Below are 1,674 nucleotides of genomic sequence, written 5' to 3' on the forward strand. Positions count from 1 at the left end.
CTCCCCCGCCACCCCGCCACTCGTCCGCCACCGGGGCTGGACAGACCCTAGTCTGGGGTGATGAGCCAGAGCCCGAGCCCGCTGGACCGGTTGCGCGCGGTCTGCGCGCCGCTGCCCGAGGCCGTCGAGGGGATCTCCGTCCACCACCCCAGCTTCAAGGTGCGCGGCCGGTCCTTCGTGATGTACGTCGACACCCGGGGCCCGGAGCTGTGGATCAAGTCCACCGCGGAGGACCAGGCCGAGCTGGTGGCCGCCGTGCCGGACCGCTTCTTCAAGCCGCCCTACCTCGGCCCGCGCGGCTGGGTCGGCATGCGGCTGGCGGACGCCGACTGGGCGGAGGTCGCCGAGCTGGTGACCGACGGCTACCGCCTGGCCGCACCGCGCCGCCTGGTGCGCGAACTCGACGCCGAGGGGCCAACCGCTGCCGGCGGTTAGGGCCAGGGCTTAGGGTGCCCCGATGGGGAACGAGCGGGAGGCCGTGCTCCTGCTGCGGGACATCGACCAGTCCTACGGCGCACGGCAAGTACTGGAACGGGTGAACGCACGGGTCGACGCCGGTGCCTGCGTGGCGCTGCTCGGCGAGAACGGCTCCGGGAAGTCGACACTGCTGCGGCTCGCCGCCGGACGCGAGGAGCCCGCCGCCGGCAGCGTCCTCTTCCGCGGCGAGTGCCTGGCGGAGGACCACCGGAGGCGGCGGTCGGAGGTCGCGTCCGTACTGGACCATGCCTCGCACTACCCCGATCTCACGGTCCACGAACACCTGATGCTGGTCGCGTTGGCGCACGGCCACGACCGCCGGGCCCACACCGTCGTCGACGCGGCCCTCGACGCGCACCGGCTCGCCGGTCACGCCGAGGCGTACCCCGACGAGCTGTCCTCGGGGCAGCGGCAGCTCATGGCGCTCGCGACCACCGAGGTACGGCCGTACTCCCTGCTCCTGCTGGACGAACCCGAGCAGCGGCTCGACGCCGACGCTCGCCGGGAACTGGCCGAACGGCTGACCGCCGCCCGCCGCCGGGGCGCCGCCGTCCTGCTCGCCACCCACGACCGGACACTGGCCGACGCGGTGGCGGACACCCGGCTGGTCCTCGCCCACGGACGCCTCGTCGATGACCACTGACACCGGCCGCCGCGCCCCGGACGAGACGGGCACCCCCGAATCCCACGTCGACGCCGACGACCTGACCCTCGCCTATCTGCGCGTCCTCCGCGCCGACCAGCGCCGCCGGGACCGGCGGGGCACGCTCTTCGTCCTGTACGCCACGCTGCTGACCGGAACGATCTGGCTCGGGCCCTATCTGATCGCCGCCGGGACGGCGGCGCGGGACGGGAGCCTGCACGGGCCGCTCGCCGAACGCGCGCTCGCCGCGGTACCGGCCGTACTGCCCGTGCTGTTCGCGACCGCGCTGCTGGTCGCCGCGCGACGGGCCTGCTGGCGGGGGCCGGTACTGCCGGACGCCGCGACCGTCGACTGGCTGCTGCCGCTTCCCGTGGCGCGGGCCCGGCTGCTGCTGCCGCTGCTGCGGCGTTCCGTCCTGTTCTCCGTGGCCGCCGGGGCGGCGCTGGGCGCGGTCGGCGGCTTCTTGCTGTATCCGCTCGGCGCCACGCCCGGGTGGGCGAGCACCCTGGTCGGGGCGGGTTCCGGGGCGGCCGTCGGTGGGCTGTGCACGGCGG

At 75.1% G+C, this 1,674-nt stretch carries 2 protein-coding genes and 1 pseudogene; all 3 read left to right on the forward strand.

All coding sequences use genetic code 11. The features are described 5' to 3' along the window. Window positions 1-60 precede the first annotated feature (60 nt). Window positions 61-435 carry an MmcQ/YjbR family DNA-binding protein gene (locus FNX44_RS26655; RefSeq protein ID WP_143651533.1) on the forward strand — a complete coding sequence of 125 codons (375 nt, stop codon included), beginning with the start codon at window positions 61-63 and terminating at the stop codon, window positions 433-435. Window positions 436-457: 22 nt separating this feature from the next. Next, complete coding sequence (locus tag FNX44_RS26660) at window positions 458-1,120, forward strand: ABC transporter ATP-binding protein (protein WP_143651534.1); 663 nt, start codon at window positions 458-460, stop codon at window positions 1,118-1,120. Continuing rightward, window positions 1,110-1,674: pseudogene (locus tag FNX44_RS26665) on the forward strand (hypothetical protein); the annotation flags it as partial. The gene FNX44_RS26660 and the pseudogene FNX44_RS26665, both read left to right, overlap by 11 nt.

The organism is Streptomyces alkaliterrae (assembly GCF_007097205.2).
Classification (GTDB): domain Bacteria; phylum Actinomycetota; class Actinomycetes; order Streptomycetales; family Streptomycetaceae; genus Streptomyces; species Streptomyces alkaliterrae.

What these genes read in the sequence shown, in the direction of transcription:
- FNX44_RS26655 (WP_143651533.1), top strand. Translation starts at nt 61, where the DNA reads ATGAGCCAGAGCCCGAGCCCGCTGGACCGGTTGCGCGCGGTCTGCGCG.
- FNX44_RS26660 (WP_143651534.1), top strand. Translation starts at nt 458, where the DNA reads ATGGGGAACGAGCGGGAGGCCGTGCTCCTGCTGCGGGACATCGACCAG.